Below are 16,704 nucleotides of genomic sequence, written 5' to 3' on the forward strand. Positions count from 1 at the left end.
GCGCTGATACGTTGAACTCGGGCGGTGCACAGGTGCATCGCCCGTCGTCATATGGCTTTGCATGGGACCGGGGCCGGCGTTCAGGCGCGGGCTCCCGTCGACAGGACAACACAGACATGGCTCACATTCCTCAAATCAGGATTCCTGCCACCTACATGCGTGGCGGCACCAGCAAGGGCGTGTTCTTCCGGCTGCAGGACCTGCCGGACGCCGCGCAGACGCCGGGCGCCGCGCGCGACGCGCTGCTGCTGCGCGTGATCGGCAGCCCCGATCCGTACGGCAAGCAGATCGACGGGATGGGCGGCGCGACGTCGTCCACCAGCAAGACGGTGATCGTGTCGAAGAGCACGCGGCCGGGGCACGACGTCGACTACCTGTTCGGTCAGGTCGCGATCGACCGCGCATTCGTCGACTGGACCGGCAACTGCGGCAACCTGTCGGCGGCGGTCGGCCCGTTCGCGATCGGCGGCGGGCTCGTCGATCCGGCGCGCGTGCCGCGCGACGGCGTCGCGACCGTGCGGATCTGGCAGGCGAACATCGGCAAGACGATCGTCGCGCACGTGCCGATCGTGAACGGCGCGGTGCAGGAGACGGGCGATTTCGAGCTGGACGGCGTCACGTTCCCGGCCGCCGAAGTGCAGCTCGAGTTCATGGACCCGGCCGCCGAGGAGGAAGGCGCGGGCGGGTCGATGTTCCCGACCGGCAACCTCGTCGACGATCTCGCGGTGCCGGGCATCGGCACGCTGAAGGCGACGATGATCAACGCGGGGATCCCGACCATCTTCGTCGAGGCCGAGGCGATCGGCTATACGGGCACCGAATTGCAGGACGCGATCAACGGCGATGCGAAGGCGCTCGAGAAGTTCGAGACGATTCGCGCGCACGGCGCGCTGCGGATGGGCCTGATCGATACGCTCGACGAGATCGCGACGCGTCAGCACACGCCGAAGGTCGCGTTCGTCGCGAAGCCGGCTGATTACGTCGCGTCGAGCGGCAAGCGCGTGAATGCGGGCGACGTCGACCTGCTGGTGCGTGCGATGTCGATGGGCAAGCTGCATCACGCGATGATGGGGACGGCGGCGGTCGCGATCGGCACGGCGGCGGCGATCCCCGGCACGCTCGTCAATCTCGCGGCGGGCGGCGGAGAACGCAACGCGGTGCGCTTCGGCCATCCGTCGGGCACGCTGCGCGTCGGCGCGGAAGCGCAGCGCGAGAACGGCGAATGGACCGTTACCAAGGCGATCATGAGCCGCAGCGCGCGCGTGTTGATGGAAGGGTGGGTGCGGGTGCCGGGGGATGCGTTCTGACACGCGCGTCGTATGCCGCTTGCGCGCGAGCGGCGGCGAACAGCAACCGATCCCTGCACAGCGAACCGCGCTGTGCAGGGATTTTTCGTTGACGCAGGCGCCAGTGCTGAAGGGCTGATGCGGGTCGATTGAGAAGCATGGGGCCAGCGTGAGCGCTGAAGCGCTAACGGGGGTGACCGCGACGTATGGGGCCAACTTGGGCGCTGAAGCGCTAACGCGGCGACCGCGACGCATGGGGCCAGCGTGGGGCGCTGAAGCGCTGACAGGGGGCGACCGCGACGCATGGGACTCATGCAAGCGCTGAAGCGCCAATGTAGGCAGACAGGAGAATCGCATGTCGCTTGATGCGCCGCTTTCCGGCATCCATATCGTTGAATTCGAAGGTCTCGGCCCCGGCCCGCTCGCGGCCTGGATGCTCGCCGGCATGGGCGCGCGTATCACGCTGATCGCGCGTCCGTCCGGCCGCACGAGCGCGCCCGACGCGCTGCGGGCCCGCGACGGCGACTTGCTGCGCGAAGGCAAGACGATCGTCGAACTCGATCTGAAGACACAGGACGGCCGCGCCGAGGCGCTCGCGTTGATCGCGCAAGCCGACGCGCTGATCGAAGGCTTGCGTCCCGGCGTGATGGAGCGCCTCGGCCTCGGCCCCGCCGATTGCGCGCGCGGCAACCCGAAGCTCGTCTACGGCCGCATGACGGGCTGGGGCCAGCACGGCCCGCTCGCGGCCGCGGCCGGGCACGACCTCAACTATGTCGCGCTGACGGGACTGCTGTCGCTGTCCGCGCCGCGCGATGGCCGGCCCGGGCTGCCACCGACCGTCGTCGGCGATGCAGGCGGCGCGCTCGGACTCGCGTTCGGGATCGTCTGCGCATTGCTCGACGTGCGCGGCGGCGGGCCGGGGCGCGTGGTCGACGGCGCGATCGTCGACATCGTGTCGATGCTCGGTTCGCTCGCACTATGGGCACGCGCGAACGGGCAGCTCGACGGCACGCAGCCGAGCCTGTTCCACGACGCGCCGTTCTACGACGTGTACCGCTGCGCGGACGGCGAATGCGTGACGATCGGCGCGCTCGAGCCGCCGTTCTATGCGCTGCTGGTCGAACGGCTCGGGCTGACCGACGTCGATCCCGCGTCGCAGTACGACCGGGCGCGCTGGCCCGCGCTGAAGGCGCGTTTCGCGGCGGTGTTCGCGCAGCAGCCGTCGGCGCACTGGCGCGCGCTGCTCGAAGGCACCGACGCGTGCTTCGCGCCGCTGCTGAGCGTGGCCGACGCGGCCGCGCATCCGCACAACGCGGCGCGCGGGATCTACCGGACGGATGAACACGGGAACGTGCGGGCGCGGGTGGCGCCGCGGTTTTTGCCGTTGGCCGGGGATGAAACGGACTAGGGCTGTCTTTCAGGAGGTTGTTTCCGCTCGTCGAAGGTCGAGTGCTGAGCGCATCCGAGTACCAATTTCGATACTGAATTTGGCGTCAAATGGAGCACAATCGACGCTCGATCGAAGGAGGTTCAGACATGCGCCACACCATTCTGGCAAGCGTGACGGCGAGCGTCTCGGAGCTGAAGCGGAATCCGACGGGAACCGTTGCTGCGGGCGAGGGTTTTCCGGTCGCGATCCTGAATCACAACGAACCCGCGTTCTACTGCATTCCTGCGAAGACATGGGAGGCGATGGTCGAACGTCTGGGAGACATCGAAGACAATGCGCCGGCCGATTCGCGCGCCAAGGAGCAGATCGTCAAGGTCAAGCTGAATGACCTTTGAACTCGTCTTTCTCGATCCCGCATTGAAGGGGTGGGAGAAGCTCGTTCGCAGCATGTGCGATCAATTCAAGGCTAGGCTCGCCTAGCGGCTCGAGCATCCTCGCGTCCCGTCAGCCAAACTGCACGGCCACCCGGACCGCTACAAGATCAAGCTGCGTGGTGCCGGCTATCGCCTCGTCTACGAAGTGCGTGACGCGGAAGTCATCGTGCTGGTGATCGCGGTGGGCCGTCGCGAGCGTGATGCGGTTTATCTGGCTGCGATGAAACGCTAGCGCGACACGCGTCGCGGCATCGATACCCGGACTCGGCCGCTCACGCCGTTTCCTCCGGCGCATCCGGCATCTTGCCGTCGCCGACGCGATTGATCGTGCCTTGCGCGATCGCGACGAGCCGCTCGTGATCGCCGTCGATGACGAACACGTGACACTGGCAGGTCGCCTGGTGCCGGCCCGCGTAGACGAGCTTCGCGCGGGCGACGAGCGTGCCGTTCACGGCCGGCCGCAGGTAGTTGATCTTGTATTCGGCGGTGATCACGCGCGGGCCGAGCACGAGCGCGCCGGCGAACGTCAGCGCGTTGTCCGCGAGATAGCTGATGACGCCGCCGTGCACGAAACCGTGCTGCTGCCGCAGCTCTTCGCGCACGGGCAGACACAGCGACACTTCGTTGTCGCCGATATGCATCAGCTCCGTGCCCAGCAGCATGCTGAACGGTTGCGCGCGCAATGCGCCGCGCGCGTGGTCCGTGATGTCGGTCATCAGTTGCTCCGAGAAACCCTGTCCTTCAGGACAGGGAGGAAAGGAGCGCCGCTGTTTGACAGCGGCATTCCACCGTTAAAATAGCCGGCATGATCCTTGTCTATCGCTACCGGGTGAAATCGCTCAACGGACTGCTTAACAAGCAGGGCCGCGCGGTGAACTACGTCTGGAACTTCTGCAACGACACGCAGAAGCACGCGCTCAAGTGGGACAAGAGGACGTCAACGAACTTTCCTTCGAAATGAGTGCCCGCTTGCGCTGAACTCTAGGAAGGGGGCTCCGGATAAGCAAGGAAATTCGTCCTCGTTTTCGTGTAAATCCCGGCGCGATGCGACGCGATTATTGCGTTGACTACCCAAGATCTCCGCGTCTGCGGGCGATTCGATGCGAATGCGCGAGTGAATCGCGCGATTGATCTGCGTTGTCGGCCGTTCCGCCTAAAGTCCGACGAAGAAATGCCGCTAATGCCGGGGCATTGCTTCATCGTCGGCTCTCCAGGAATCTCCCCCATGTTCGGAAAAATCAAGCTCGCGTCGGGTCTGCTCGGCGTGTTGACCGTGTTTTGCCTCTTTTTGTTCGCGATCGAGGCGCTCGGCTTCTGGGCGCTCGCGTCGACGCGCACGGGCGTCGACGATCTGTCGAACGTCGCGATCGCGCAGGTCGACGCCGCCAGCCAGGCGACCGAGCGCCTGCTCGACGCCCGCGTGAACCTGTCGCGTGCCGGCACGCGAATGGTGCGCGGCGGCCCGAAACCCGACGACATCATCCGCCATGCGAGCACGTCGCTCGCTGAAGCCGACAAGGCGTTCTCGGCATTGACGGCCGCGCAGGCCGTCGACGAAGCGAACCGCGCGCGCGTCGCGGCGCTCCGCGAGCGCTATCGCGCGCTGCGCGGCGCGCTGGGCGAACTCGTGCAGTTCCTCGACGCCGGCAACATCCAGGCGTTCCTCGACCAGCCGACGCAAGGCTTCCAGGACGCGTATCTCGCCGAACTGCACCGCTTCTCCGACTACGGCGGCGCGTCGAGCCGCGACGCGCTCGCCACGATCGACAGCGGGATGCAGTGGTTCAAGTGGGTCGGCATCGTGCTGCTGGTGGCGATGCTCGCGGCGAGCGCGGCCATTTACGCGGCCGCGCGGCGCGCGGTCGTTGCGCCGCTCGACGAAGCGGGCCGCCATTTCGAGCGGATCGCGCAGGGCCGGCTCGACGAAGCCGTGCGCGCAGGCGGCGTGTTCGAGATCGACCGGATGCTGCGCGGCCTCGCCGCGATGCAGGCGAGCATCGCCGATACGGTGCGCACGGTGCGCCACGCATCGGACGCGATCCACCTCGGCGCGGGCGAGATCGCCGGCGGCAACGCGGACCTGTCCGCGCGCACCGGCACGCAGGCCGCGTCGCTCGAGGAAACCGCCGCGAGCATGGAGGAGCTGACCGCGACCGTCCGTCAGAACACCGACAGCGCGCGCGCGGCCAGCGTACTGGCCGATGCGGCGCTCGACGCGACGCGCCACGGCGGCGGCGTGGTCGACAGCGTGATCGACCGGATGCGCGGCATCGCGCAGAGCTCGGGGCGGATCGCGGAGATCATTTCCGTGATCGACGGCATCGCATTCCAGACCAACATCCTCGCGCTGAACGCGGCGGTCGAAGCCGCGCGGGCCGGCGAGCAGGGCCGCGGCTTCGCGGTCGTCGCGGGCGAAGTGCGTTCGCTCGCGCAGCGCAGCGCGCAATCGGCGAAGGAGATCAAGGCGCTGATCGAGGAGTCGGTCGCGCAGATCGACGGCGGCTCGGAACTCGTCGAGCGTGCCGGCGACGCGATGCGGACCGTATCGGCGTCGATCACGCGCGTGGTGCAGACGATGTCGGAAATCACGGCCGCGTCGGTCGAGCAGAGCGTCGGCATCGAGCAGGTGAACCAGGCCGTCACGCAGATGGATCAGTTGACGCAGCAGAACGCGGCGCTGGTGGAGGAAGTCGCGGCGGCGGCCGCATCGCTGAACGACCAGACCTCGCACCTTATGCAGGCGGTGTCGGTGTTCGAACTGGGCGACGCGCACGCGGGCCGCGGGATGCACGACGCGCGCGCGGCGTCCGCGGATTATGCGCCGGTCGGCAGCGCCGCGTAGGCGGTCGCGAGGTGGTATGGCGTCGTCGACGGCATGTCGGCGCGCGATACCTGCCCGTCGGCCGCCTTGCACTCGAACCAGCCGCGCGGATGCAGGAAGCGCGCGGCGAAGCGTCCGATCTGCTGCGCGAGCGGCGCGGAGGCCGGCGTGCCGCCGTGCGTCGCGAGCGCGCGCAGGTATTCGGTTTGCGCCCAGATCCGCTGCGTCGCGTCGATGCAGGCGCCTTGCGCGTCGAGCGCCGCGCAGACGGCGCCCGTCTGCGTATCGACGCCGTGCTGCTCGGCAAACGCGAACGCACGCGCGAGCGCGCCGGGCAGGCCGGTCTGCGCGAGCCGTGCGCCGGCCGCGTCGACCAGATAGAACCATTCGAACTGATGGCCGGGCTCGAAGCGGTTGTCGGCCGCACCGAGCGGCAACTCGGCGACGCAGCCGGTCGCCGCATCGACGAACGTGCGCTCGACGGCCTGCGCGGTGCGCAGCAGCGCATCGTCGAACGCCGCGTCGCCGAACGCATCGGCAGCGGCGAGCCACGCTTCCGTCAGGTGCATCAACGGGTTTTGCAGCGCGCCGCTGCCCGATGACGAGAAATCGGCATGACGCGCGGCGTCGAGCAGCGCGTCGCCCGGCTGCGGCGCGAAGCGGTCCTGGATCAGTGCGGCGGTGTCCTCGGCGACCGTGCGCGCGGCGGCGTCGCCCGACGCCGCATGCCATGCGGCGCATGCGAACACGATGAACGCGTGCGTATAGAGGTCCTTCGTCGTGTCGAGCGGCGCGCCTTGCGCGTCGACGCTGTAGAACCAGCCGCCGTGGCGCGGGTCGCGAAAGCGGCTGCGCAGCGAGTCGAACAGCGTGGCCGCGTGCGCGGCGTTGCCGGCCTGCGCGAACACGAACAGTTGCCGTGCGCATGCCATTGCGCGATAACGCGTGACGGGCAGCGGTGCATGCGTGGCCGGATCGACGGCTTCGAACGGCAGCCGCAGCGTATGGTCGAACCCGGAACCCTGCCAGATCGGCAAGATGACGTGCGCGAAATTGTCGCGCAACTGGCCGGCTTGGGCGGAAGCGGAGTCGGGTGTGGACATGGCGGGGTAGAGCGCTTGGATCGGATCGAGTCGGCGTGGGCCGGAGCGGCGCGGCCGCGGCCAAGGATATAACATTCCGCGCGACCGGCACCAGAAAAGGAGGGAAATCGGATGCTCGGCAACCTGGAACTCGTGATGCGGCTGATTCTCGCGGCGGCGCTCGGCAGCGTCATCGGCTTCGAGCGCGAACGCCTTTCATGGGCGGCCGGCCTGCGCACGCACATGCTGGTGTGCGTCGGCTCGACGCTCATCATGATCGTATCGGCGTTCGGTTTCGCCGACGTGCTCGGCAGCAGCGACCATATCGTGCTCGATCCGTCGCGGATCGCCGCGCAGGTGGTGTCGGGCATCGGCTTCCTCGGTGCGGGGTCGATCCTGCTGCGCGGCGAGATCGTGCGCGGGCTGACGACGGCGGCGAGCCTGTGGTCGGTCGCCGCGATCGGCCTTGCGGTGGGCGGCGGCCTTTATGTCGCGTCGATTTCCGCGACGATCATCATCCTGATCATCCTGGCCGGCATCAAGCCGCTCGAGCGGCGTTACTTCACGGTGCGTCAGCGCCGCCAGCTCGCGTTGACGGTGGTGGGCGGCGCGCTGACGTTCGATTCGCTGCATGCGGCGCTGGGCCACGACAGCGCGCGCGTGAAGCAGTTCATCGTGCAGCGCGCCGATGACACCGGCGAGCATGACGAGGTGCGCATCGCGCTCGGGCGCGTGTCGGATCTCGAATACCGTGCGATCTGCGACAAGCTGCGCGCGCTGCCGTGCGTCACGCGATTCGAAGAAGGCAACGGACTGACGGGCGACGAATAGCCGGCATCGGATCGGTCGACGCGGGCAGCGGTCATGCGACAATGGCCGTCACTGATTCCGTTCGACATCCGGCGCCGCGTTCGCGAGCCCGCTATCCGACTCCATGACCGAATCCGTTTCCCCGCCTCGTTCCCGTTCTCGTTCCAATCGTTCGTCGGCCCGTTCGCGGCCGCGCTCAGCCGCGGCTGCCGGCAATACCGCGGCGCGCACTACCGCGCGGCCGGGCAATGCGCCGGCCGGCGATGCGCCGCGCGACGAACGCACGCTCGACCTGTTCGGTGATCCGGTGCTGGAGCCTGGCACGCGTGCGCCCGCCGTGGTGCGCGATGAAGCCGTTGCCGAGGGCGAGGCGGCGGGTGACGACGCCGCCGGGCGGCAGGCATCGCTGGACGGGTTCAGCGCGTCCGGCGGGGCGGTGCGTGGCGATGCGGCTGGTGCGGACGGTGCGGACGGCGCGGTGGAGCAGACCGCGGCCGGCGCGACGGTGAATGAATCGGCGGCGACGCTCGGGACGAGCAATGCGCTTGGCGACGATGGCATGCGCAGGGCCGATGACGGTGCCGATGCCGATGCGACGAAGGGCGCTGATGTCGCGCGGCAGTCGGCGGACGTCGTTGTGGTCGCCGCCGATGAGCCGGTAGTCGATGCCGGCCTGGCGGATACGCATGCCGAGTCCGATGCGTCCGCAACGAAAATCGATCATCCGACGGCGAACGCCGTTGCGACGGACGGTGCCGCCGACGATCGCTCCGTGAAGCCGGGCAATGACGCTGAACGCGTGGACGTGGCAGTCGTGCCGGCCGAAGCCGGGCGGATACCCGGCGCGACTACGAAGGGCCGCCGTGCATCGTCGAGTGGCAAGCGTCGTGCGACTGCCAGTGCTGGCGCAGCTGCGGCTGGTACCGCCGTGCCGGAATCGACTGGATCGACCGCTGCGCCGTATCCCGCGCCATCTTCTGAACAGCAAACGACTCCGGAGCCCGTCGAGGCCGCAATGACCGCGAGCACGCGCGACGCCGACCGACCGGTCGCGGCATCGGCTCCTGCTCCGGGTGCGGGCTCGGCTCCTGCTCCTGCTCCGAGCTCGGCTCACGGCTCCGCCTCGGGTTCGGGTTCGGCTCCGGCTCCGGCTCCGGCTTCGGGTTCGGCTTCGGCTTCGCCTGCGGCTCCGGCTCCGGCTTCGGGTTCGGCTCCGGGTTCGGCTTCCGCTACGGCTCCGGCTTTGGCTTTGGCATCGACTCTGGCATCGGCTTCTGTTTCGGCCGAGGTGCAGCCGGTGGCATCCGCGGCGTCTTTCGTGACGAAGCCGTCGGCGGACCGCGCACAACCGGCTGCGCCGAACGCCCCTGCCGCCGATCCGGACGCACATCTGCGCCCGCTGTCGGAGCGGCTTGCTGCGCTGCAGGGCGAGATGGCCGGCGTGAAGCGCGCGGCGGATCGCGAGATGCGTCGGGTCAACCGGCTGTTACTGGCGCTGGCGTTCGTCGTGTTCGCCGCGCTCGTCACGCTGGTGCTGCAAACGCGGCAGGTGGCGAACCTGAACCTGGAACTGGACGCCCGGCAACAGCGGGTCGATCGGCTGGCCGCTGATCTGTCGACGCAGCAGGCGACGCTGATGACGCTCGCCGAACATCACGAAGCGCTGCTGTCCCAGGTCGACCGGCTTCAGCGCAGCGCGAACCGCGAAGCAGCGGCCGCGAAGCGCACCCGGCGAAGCCGATAACTATCCGACCCTATCTGCAAACCCACGGCCCGCAAGAATCGTCATGTCGGGCGGCTGCGCGGGGCCCGCGGAGGTGCGGCAAACTGATGCGACTCGCTGGCAGAGTTTAGGGAAAACCCTTAGAATGGAGCGCATCTAAGGGGAAACCCTAGCACCCTCTGTCAGGAGTCTCACATGAGCTTCATTCTTGCCCTGCTGCAAAAGATCGACGACCTCTTCGTCTCCCCGCACCTGCCGCTCGACGCGGAATATTCGTACGCTGCCCGTCGCGCCGAAGCCGAGCGCGTGCGTCGTGCGCACCTCGTCCCGATCGTCCTGTACCGTCGTTGATTCGTTGATTCGTTGATCGACAGTCTCGCGCGGCCCGGTCGACTGCGCTGCGTCAGGCATCCAGTCCCTTCTGCACGTACCACGACAGCGGCAGCGTCAGCAGCAGAACCGCAGCGAGCGTAAGCAGTGCCGCAGGCACGCCCGCGACGTCGCCGAGTCGACCGAACAGAACCGGCGACAGTGCGCCGGCGCCGATGGTGCCCGTATAGAACAGCGCAAACGCCTGCTCGCGTTTTCCTTCGGCAGCCAGTTCGGGCACGGCGCCGTACAGCACCGACGACGTTCCGTTGAGTGCGAGCCCGAGCGACGGAAGCGCCGTCATCATCGCGACCAGCGGTGCAAACACGGCGAACACGATCAGCAGCGACGTGGCGGATTCGGTGAGCCACACAGTCTTCATCATGCCGATGCGCACGCCCAGATAGCCGCAGAGCAGCTTGCCGAACGCGCCGCCTACGAACAGGAGCGCCAGCGCGAGGCCGATACCGGCGGTGCCGGCGCCCTTGCTTTTCAGCAGGAACGGCAAGAACGTCAGGAAGCCCATCCGCACCGCGCTGTCCACGGTGCCGGTTGCGAGCAACGCGCGCAAACCCCACGCCGACCCACGCACAGCGACAGCCGCCGCCGCTTTGTCGCGCGGCGCGGCTGCCACGCCGTTCGACGGAATCACCCACGCGATCAGGCCGGCCGAAGCGACGCCGATCAGCCCGATCAGCAGGGTGCCCGTGCGCCACGTCACGACCGTCAGCAGCAGGCCGATCACGCCGGGAATGAGCGTCTTGCCGATATCGCCGGCGAAGTTGTATTGGGACAGCGCTGCCTTCACGCCGGCGCCCGCGTCATAGGCGTCGCTGACCATGGACGACGCGAGCGGATGCTGCGTGCTTGCGCCCAGTCCGGCCAGCACCAGCGCAATCATCAGCGCCGCCAGGCCGCCCGCCTGGCCGGCGATCAGGTAAGCGATGCCGGCCAGCGCCGTTCCGCCCACCAGCATGCGCTCGCGCCCCCAGCGCCTGGCTGCCCGGCTCGCGAGCAGCTGAAAACCCGCCATCACCCCGGAATAGGATCCTCGCAGCAAGCCGACCTGCGCGAAGTTGAGCGCGAACTGTGCCTGCCAGATCGGCAGCAGCACATAGATGACGTCCGTCAGGCCGTCATGCACCGCGTGCGCGCCGCAGGCGGCCCACAACGTGCGGCGGCGGCGGGTGGTGTCAGGGCTGTGCGTGTTCCCGATGGAAATTTCGCCTTTCAGATCGCTCATCGTTATTGTTCTGTGCAAGGTCGGGCCGGCCATTTAATCAGAACGTTGCGGGGATGCATAGGGAACGGGCGCCGTGCGAGAGCGGTTTTCCGATCCGGCCGCCAGGGCGGCGGCCTTCGCGATCGGCATCGCGCGCGGGTGCGATCGTCCCGCTACACTGGAAGTTCGATTGACCTCGCGACCTCCGGGCCATGCTGAAGATGCGGCCGATGACGGCCGGCGAATTCCACGCATACCGCACGCGCGCCATCGACGGCTACGCGCGCGATCTCGTGGCGTCCGGGCAAAACGCGGCCGACGACGCGGCGGCCCGCGCCTGTGCGTGCTTCGACACGCTGCTGCCGGATGGCCTGCTCACCGCCGGCCAGACGCTCGTCCAGTTGATCGATGCCGCCAGCGGCGACACCGTCGGCGACCTCTGGTACGCGATCGTGCCCGAAGGGCCGAACCGCACGCTGTTCATCTACGATCTGGACATCGTCCCGTCCCGGCGCCGCCAGGGTTGGGCGACGCGTGCGCTCGACGCACTCGAGGCCGAAGCGCGTGCCCATGGCGTCACGGAGATCGGGCTGTCGGTGTTCAATCACAACGCGGCCGCCCGTGCGCTCTATCGGGCCTGCGGCTTTGTGCCGATCACGACGACGCTGATCAAGCCGGTCGTGCCGGGCTAGCGACGACGATTCGGACACGGCACGCGCATCGCTTGCGGTTCGCTACGCTTTCGCGAGCGCGCGGTTGACGGGTGGTGCGTTCCGGATTCGTCGAAGCCGGTGAATCCGGAGTGGCGGCGGTAGGCGGGCCAGTTGCTGTCCCGCTGTCCCGCCCGTTTGCGCGCCGCGCTACCTCGCACGCTCCCTCATCGCGCGCGCCCCTTCCATCTGCGCAACAGCAACGCGTTCGTCACCACGCTGACGCTGGAGAACGCCATCGCCGCCCCCGCGATCACCGGGTTCAACCAGCCGAGCGCCGCGAGCGGCACACCGATCAGGTTGTAGACGAACGCCCAGAACAGGTTCTGCTGGATCTTCCGGTACGTGCGCTTCGAGATGTCGATCGCGTCGGCGACGAGCGCCGGATCGCCGCGCATCAGCGTGATGCCGGCCGTATGCATCGCGACGTCGGTGCCGGTCGCCATCGCGATGCCGACGTCGGCGGCGGCGAGCGCCGGCGCGTCGTTGATCCCGTCGCCGACCATCGCGACGATTCCGCCATGGCTGCGCTTCAGTTCCGCGACCACGCGCGCCTTGTCGTCGGGCAGCACTTGCGCATGCACTTCGCCGATCCCGAGCGCCGCCGCGACGGCCGCCGCGCTGCCGCGATTGTCGCCCGTCACGAGCGCGCTCGAGATGCCGCGCGCCGACAGTGCCGCGATCGCGTCGCGGGCGCCGGGCTTCACGGTGTCGCCGAACGCGATCAGCGCGAGCAGCGCACGCGGCGCGTCGGCACGCATCAGCCACGAAATGGTGTTGCCCGCGCGTTCGAGCTCCGCGGCACGGGTGTCGAGTTCGGCCGGCACGACGATGCCGAGTTCGTCGCGCCAGCGCGTGCTGCCGAGTGCGAGCAGTTGCCCGTTCACGCGTGCTTCGACGCCGCGTCCGGCCACCGCGCGCGCATCGGCGGCGACGGGGTTGTCGGCCGAGCCGGCCGCGCCGCGCCGCGTCGCGACGTCCGCATCGTGCGCGGCGACCACCGCGCGCGCGAGCGGGTGATCGCTGTGCCGCTGCACCGCCGCGGCGAGCGCGAGCGCCTGTTCGCGCGACACGCCGACGGCTTCGAACGCCGTCACGGACGGCTTGCCTTCGGTCAGCGTGCCGGTCTTGTCGAATGCGATCACGGTGGTGCGCTGGGCGAGTTCGAGCGCCTGCGCATCCTTGATCAGCACGCCGTGGCGCGCCGCGACGCCGGTGCCGGCCATGATCGCGGCGGGCGTCGCGAGGCCGAGCGCACACGGACACGCGATGACGAGCACCGCCACCGCGTTGAGGATCGCCGTTTCGGTGCCGGCGCCGGCGATCAACCAGCCGATCAGCGTCAGCACCGCAATGGCGAGGATCGCCGGCACGAATACTTCGCTGACGCGATCGACGAGCCGCTGGATCGGCGCCTTCTCCGCCTGCGCGGATTCGACGAGGCGGATGATGCGGGCGAGCGTCGTTTCCGCGCCGATCGCGGTGGTTTCGACCACGAGCGCGCCTTCGCCGTTGATCGAACCGGCGGTCACCGGATCGCCGTCGTCCTTCGGCACCGGCAGGCTTTCGCCGGTGATCAGCGATTCGTCGACGTGCGAGCGGCCCGACACGATCCGGCCATCGACGGGCACGCGCTCGCCGGGGCGGATGCTGACCGTCGTGCCGACGCGCACCTGCGCGAGCGGCACGTCGCGCTCGACGCCGTGCTCGACGACGCGTGCGCGGTCGGGGCGCAGCGCGTTCAGCGCGCGGATCGCTTCGGTCGTCTGGCGTTTCGCGCGCGCTTCGAGCCATTTGCCGAAGCGCACCAGCGTGATGATGACGGCCGATGCCTCGAAGTACAGGTGGCCCGGCTCCGCCGGGTCGCGCAACAGCATCCACAGGCTCAGGCCGAACGCGGCCGACGTGCCGAGCGCGACGAGCAGGTCCATGTTGCCGGTGCGCGCCTTCACCGCGTGCCAGGCCGCGCGGTAGAAGCGTGCGCCGAAGCCGAACTGGACGATCGACGCGAGTACGAGCTCGAGCCAGCCGGGCAGCATCGCGTCGATACCGAGGGGCGCGACGAGCATCGGCACGACGAGCGGCGCGCTCAGCACGGCCGAGCCGATCACGAGGTTGCGCTCGCGGATCGCTTCGCGGCGCTTGCGGGCGTCGGCGGTTTGCGCCGGGGCGGGGGCCCGTGAAGTAGTGTCTGCGCCGACTGCGGCGTCGGCTTCCGGCGCGGCGGCGAGCGCTGCGCGGTAGCCGGCCGTCGTGACCGCCGCGATCAGCGTGGCGGCATCGAGCGGGCCGGCGCCATGTACCGAGGCGCGCTCGGTCGCAAGATTGACCGACGCGCGCGCGACGCCCGGCACGGCGGCCAGCGCTTTCTCGACGCGGCCGGCGCAGGATGCGCACGTCATGCCGCCGATGTCGAATTCGAGATCGGTCGAGGCGGACGAGGCAGCGGAAGCCGGCGGTGGGGTAGTCGCGACGGGCGTCGCGCCATAGCCGGCTTGCGTGACGGCATCGACCAACTGCGAAGCGGAAACGCCGGGCGCGGCGTCGACGGAGGCACGCTCGGTTGCCAAATTGACCGATGCACGCGTGACACCCGGCACCTTCGCCAACGCCTTTTCGACACGTGACACGCACGACCCACAGGTCATCCCGTCGATGTCGAGCTCGGTCGTCGCAACGACCGGCGCATCCGACGCCCCCGCGGCATCCAGAGCCGGCTCACGCACCGTCGCGCGATATCCCGCCGCGCCGAGCGCCTCGACGAGCCGCGCCGGGTCGACCGTGTCGTGCACGGTCGCCGTCGCGGCATGCGCATCGAGATCGACCGTGGCCTCGACGACGCCCGGCACGGCGGCCAGCGCGCGCTGCACGCGGCCCGTGCAGCCGCCGCAATGCATGCCGTCGACGCTCAGCTCGATCGTTTGCAGCGCCGCGGACGCCAGTGATTCAGTCATGTCGGATTCCCCAGAAGCGCGGTTCGTGCCGCGAATGATCCCAGTATCAACATTCCCATGATGGGAAGGTCAAGCGCCGGCGACGATTCGACGCACGGATGGACGTCTGCCGCGCCTGTCGCCCCGTACGAATGGCCGACGCGCGCGGCTCGGGAGGCCGGATCGACGCGATTTCCGGCTGACGACGGCCGCCTGCCGCCCCGCCCGCTATTCGGCAAATTGGGGGATGCCCTTAGGCGCTATGATACCGGCCTGAAATCAGCGGCCGCCGTCGCAAAGCGGCGCTCGGCCGGCTGAGGTGCCTTGCTTTCGCCGGTCGCGCGACGAACAGGGCGTTGACTGAAAAGAACGATATTCGGCCAGTAATCGATGATTGAAAACCTACGAGAATCAATTTCTCTGCGCCGCGCCGGTGTGTCGCTGGTCATGGCGGCGCTGCTGACGGGGTGCGCGTCGCAACCCGATGCGATCCAGCGGAAAACCGGCTGGATGCGCGCCGAAGTGGCCGACTCCTATGTGTATGCCTATCCGCTCGTGCTGATGGATGTCGCGAAGGAAGCCGCGACGGGCGGCGACGGCGCGCAACCTGGGCAGGCGCCGCTCAATACGCTGCGTCATGCACAGGCATTGCCGCCGGTCGGCGCGCTGAACCCGCCGCTGCCGGGCGTCGACACGCTCGACTCGACCGGCTGGCTCGACGTCGGCGCCGAGCCGGTGGTCGTCACGCTGCCCGACACCCGCGGCCGCTATTGGGATGCCCGCGCGCTCGACATGTGGACGAACGTACTGTGGTCGTCGTCGAGCGTGGCCGCGCGTACGGCTCGCGGCGGCGCGCGATCGCAAACGATTGCCTTTGCGACGAAGGACTGGCAAGGCACGCTGCCCAAGGGCGCCGTGCGCATCGACGTGCCGTCGGCCAACGTGTGGCTCGAAGTGCGGCTGCAGACGAGCGGCGGCCGCGACCTGACCAACGTGAAGAAACTGCAGCGCGCGATTCGCGTGCTGCCGCTGTCCGTTTATACGGGCGCCACACGCGGCGCGTCGGTCGCGGTCCATGCGGGCAGCGCGCCGTCGGAGGCCGCGAGCGGCGGCACGCCGGCCGAGCAGGTGGCTGCGCTCGATCCGAAGGCGTTCTTTACGCGCTTCGCGCAGGCGCTGCAGGACAATCCCGCCCCGGCCGACGACGCGCATGCGCAGGAACTGCTGAACGACATCGGCGTGTCGGCCGGCTACCCGGTGCTGTGGAGGGGCGACCGCCTGACCGCCGCGACGGCTGGCGTCGCCGAAGCGCGCGCGCGGCTCCCGGCGCCGCCGCCGAATCTGCTGAACGCGAACGGCTGGAGCTGGATCGGCGACACGGCCGGCAAGTATGGCCAGGATTACGCGCTGCGCGCCTATGCGGCCTATACGCAGTTCGGCACCGCGACGCGCGACGACGAGACGCTCGCAGTCGTGCGCGTCGACAGCGACGGCCATTCGCTGAACGGCGCGAATCGCTACGTGCTGCATTTCGCGCCGGGCGCGCTGCCGCCGGTGCGCGGATTCTGGACGCTCACGCCGTACACGACGGGCGGCGCATTGCCCGACGTCGGCGCGGCGCGCCGCTCGCTCGGCGATCGCGACCGCCTGCGCCGCAACCACGACGGCTCGATCGACGTGGTCGTGTCGGGCTCGCCGGGCGGCGCCAACTGGCTGCCCGCGCCGCGCACGGAGTTCATGCTCGCGCTGCGGCTGTACGCACCGAAGCCGCAGGCAAGCGACGGGTCGTGGATGCCGCCCGTCGTCGTGCGGAAATAACATCCGAAATGAACCGCCGACGGCCGCCGCTGTCCGAACGGCGGGCGCGGCGGCCGCGCCCATCGGCCGTTCCGTCACCACCTGAGCCTATACTTTCGGGATAGCG

General features: G+C 69.0%; 14 protein-coding genes and 2 pseudogenes. 11 read left to right on the forward strand and 5 right to left on the reverse strand.

Annotated features, from left to right (window positions below; translation table 11 throughout):
• Positions 1-116: 116 nt before the first annotated feature.
• From prpF to O1Q03_RS11025, 4 genes and pseudogenes are all read left to right on the forward strand, one after another.
• Positions 117-1,307 carry a 2-methylaconitate cis-trans isomerase PrpF gene (gene prpF, locus O1Q03_RS11010; protein ID WP_269503359.1) on the forward strand — a complete coding sequence of 397 codons (1,191 nt, stop codon included), beginning with the start codon at positions 117-119 and terminating at the stop codon, positions 1,305-1,307.
• A 334-nt stretch (positions 1,308-1,641) separates the two neighbouring features.
• On the forward strand, positions 1,642-2,694 hold the full coding sequence (locus O1Q03_RS11015) for a CaiB/BaiF CoA transferase family protein (protein WP_269503360.1): 1,053 nt from the start codon (positions 1,642-1,644) through the stop codon (positions 2,692-2,694).
• 128 nt (positions 2,695-2,822) lie between these two features.
• Entirely contained in the window at positions 2,823-3,071 is a 249-nt protein-coding gene (locus O1Q03_RS11020; protein WP_269503361.1) for a type II toxin-antitoxin system Phd/YefM family antitoxin, read from the forward strand.
• Positions 3,061-3,342: pseudogene (locus O1Q03_RS11025) on the forward strand (type II toxin-antitoxin system RelE family toxin). Before O1Q03_RS11020 ends, O1Q03_RS11025 begins: the two are co-directional and overlap by 11 nt.
• Before the next feature lie 40 nt (positions 3,343-3,382).
• Here O1Q03_RS11025 and O1Q03_RS11030 read toward each other — a convergent pair.
• A complete protein-coding gene (locus O1Q03_RS11030) occupies positions 3,383-3,826 on the reverse strand; it encodes a PaaI family thioesterase (protein WP_011353771.1) in 444 nt (147 codons plus the stop codon).
• An 89-nt stretch (positions 3,827-3,915) separates the two neighbouring features.
• Between O1Q03_RS11030 and O1Q03_RS11035 the strand changes: the two are divergent.
• Both O1Q03_RS11035 and O1Q03_RS11040 read left to right on the forward strand, forming a co-directional pair.
• Positions 3,916-4,059 (forward strand): annotated as a pseudogene (locus O1Q03_RS11035) (RNA-guided endonuclease InsQ/TnpB family protein); the annotation flags it as partial.
• Between the two features lie 276 nt (positions 4,060-4,335).
• The gene (locus tag O1Q03_RS11040) at positions 4,336-5,952 is read left to right on the forward strand and encodes a methyl-accepting chemotaxis protein (protein ID WP_269503375.1); all 1,617 of its coding nucleotides are present in this window, start codon (positions 4,336-4,338) and stop codon (positions 5,950-5,952) included.
• Here the strand turns inward: O1Q03_RS11040 and O1Q03_RS11045 are convergent.
• Positions 5,925-7,034: an AGE family epimerase/isomerase gene (locus O1Q03_RS11045; RefSeq protein ID WP_269503377.1), complete on the reverse strand. Its 1,110-nt coding sequence runs from the start codon at positions 7,032-7,034 to the stop codon at positions 5,925-5,927. The two genes, O1Q03_RS11040 and O1Q03_RS11045, sit on opposite strands and share 28 nt — an antisense overlap.
• Positions 7,035-7,145: 111 nt before the next feature.
• Between O1Q03_RS11045 and O1Q03_RS11050 the strand changes: the two genes are divergently transcribed.
• The 3 genes from O1Q03_RS11050 to O1Q03_RS11060 all read left to right on the forward strand — a co-directional run bounded on the left by O1Q03_RS11050 (position 7,146) and on the right by O1Q03_RS11060 (position 9,897).
• Positions 7,146-7,844: an MgtC/SapB family protein gene (locus tag O1Q03_RS11050; RefSeq protein WP_269503379.1), complete on the forward strand. Its 699-nt coding sequence runs from the start codon at positions 7,146-7,148 to the stop codon at positions 7,842-7,844.
• A gap of 103 nt (positions 7,845-7,947) precedes the next feature.
• On the forward strand, positions 7,948-9,567 hold the full coding sequence (locus O1Q03_RS11055) for a flagellar hook-length control protein FliK (protein ID WP_269503381.1): 1,620 nt from the start codon (positions 7,948-7,950) through the stop codon (positions 9,565-9,567).
• A 174-nt stretch (positions 9,568-9,741) separates the two neighbouring features.
• On the forward strand, positions 9,742-9,897 hold the full coding sequence (locus tag O1Q03_RS11060) for a hypothetical protein (protein ID WP_006481665.1): 156 nt from the start codon (positions 9,742-9,744) through the stop codon (positions 9,895-9,897).
• Between the two features lie 52 nt (positions 9,898-9,949).
• On the opposite strand, the gene O1Q03_RS11065 is transcribed toward O1Q03_RS11060, so the two are convergent.
• Positions 9,950-11,158 carry an MFS transporter gene (locus O1Q03_RS11065; protein ID WP_269503382.1) on the reverse strand — a complete coding sequence of 403 codons (1,209 nt, stop codon included), beginning with the start codon at positions 11,156-11,158 and terminating at the stop codon, positions 9,950-9,952.
• Positions 11,159-11,349: 191 nt separating this feature from the next.
• On the opposite strand from O1Q03_RS11065, the gene O1Q03_RS11070 reads away from it, so the two are divergent.
• Positions 11,350-11,829: a GNAT family N-acetyltransferase gene (locus tag O1Q03_RS11070; RefSeq protein WP_269503386.1), complete on the forward strand. Its 480-nt coding sequence runs from the start codon at positions 11,350-11,352 to the stop codon at positions 11,827-11,829.
• A 185-nt stretch (positions 11,830-12,014) separates the two neighbouring features.
• On the opposite strand, the gene O1Q03_RS11075 is transcribed toward O1Q03_RS11070, so the two are convergent.
• Entirely contained in the window at positions 12,015-14,801 is a 2,787-nt protein-coding gene (locus tag O1Q03_RS11075; RefSeq protein WP_269503387.1) for a heavy metal translocating P-type ATPase, read from the reverse strand.
• Between the two features lie 239 nt (positions 14,802-15,040).
• Positions 15,041-15,229, reverse strand: a complete 189-nt coding sequence (locus O1Q03_RS11080) for a hypothetical protein (RefSeq protein ID WP_269503432.1) — start codon at positions 15,227-15,229, stop codon at positions 15,041-15,043.
• Between O1Q03_RS11080 and O1Q03_RS11085 the strand changes: the two genes are divergently transcribed.
• Positions 15,171-16,598, forward strand: coding sequence for a DUF1254 domain-containing protein (locus O1Q03_RS11085; protein ID WP_269503389.1), 1,428 nt, complete (start codon positions 15,171-15,173; stop codon positions 16,596-16,598). The genes O1Q03_RS11080 and O1Q03_RS11085 overlap by 59 nt on opposite strands.
• Positions 16,599-16,704 lie beyond the last annotated feature (106 nt).

Source organism: Burkholderia sp. IMCC1007, from assembly GCF_027257875.1.
Classification (GTDB): domain Bacteria; phylum Pseudomonadota; class Gammaproteobacteria; order Burkholderiales; family Burkholderiaceae; genus Burkholderia.